Source organism: Vibrio sp. Y2-5 (assembly GCF_014596725.1).
GTDB lineage: Bacteria > Pseudomonadota > Gammaproteobacteria > Enterobacterales > Vibrionaceae > Vibrio.
Genome location: NZ_JACVEG010000053.1, coordinates 1 through 909, shown reverse-complemented (window position 1 = coordinate 909; position 909 = coordinate 1). Strand labels below are relative to the sequence as shown.

The window sequence follows — 909 nt, the reverse complement described above, 5'->3', positions numbered from 1 at the left end:
TGTCTAAAGAAAAATTTGAACGTACGAAACCGCACGTAAACGTTGGTACTATCGGCCACGTTGACCACGGTAAAACAACTCTAACAGCAGCTATCTGTACTACACTTGCAAAAGTGTACGGTGGTGAAGCGAAAGACTTCGCATCTATCGATAACGCTCCAGAAGAGCGTGAGCGCGGTATCACAATCGCTACTTCACACGTAGAGTACGACACTCCATCACGTCACTACGCACACGTAGACTGTCCAGGACACGCGGATTATGTTAAAAACATGATCACAGGTGCTGCACAGATGGATGGTGGTATCCTAGTTGTTGCTGCAACAGATGGTCCAATGCCACAAACTCGTGAGCACATCCTACTAGGCCGTCAGGTTGGTATCCCTTACATCATCGTATTCATGAACAAATGTGACATGGTTGATGATGAAGAGCTACTAGAACTAGTAGAAATGGAAGTTCGTGAACTTCTATCTGAGTACGATTTCCCAGGTGATGACCTACCAGTTATCCAAGGTTCTGCACTAGGCGCACTAAACGGCGAAGAGCAGTGGGAAGCAAAAATCGTTGAACTAGCAGAAGCGCTAGATTCATACATCCCAGAGCCAGAGCGTGCAGTAGACCAACCGTTCCTAATGCCAATCGAAGACGTGTTCTCGATCCAAGGTCGTGGTACAGTTGTAACTGGTCGTATCGAGCGCGGTATCCTACGTGTAGGTGATGAAGTAGCAATCGTTGGTATCCACGACACTACAACAACTACATGTACTGGTGTTGAGATGTTCCGTAAGCTTCTAGACGAAGGTCGTGCGGGTGAGAACGTTGGTGCACTTCTACGTGGTACTAAACGTGACGAAGTTGAACGTGGTCAAGTACTTGCTAAACCAGGTTCAATCACTCCACACACTA

General features: G+C 47.1%; 1 protein-coding gene. It reads left to right on the top strand.

Annotated features, from left to right (window positions below; all coding sequences use genetic code 11):
* Positions 1–909 (top strand): elongation factor Tu (tuf, locus tag HUO09_RS21825; RefSeq protein ID WP_188235270.1); only part of this gene is annotated, 909 nt, incomplete at both ends.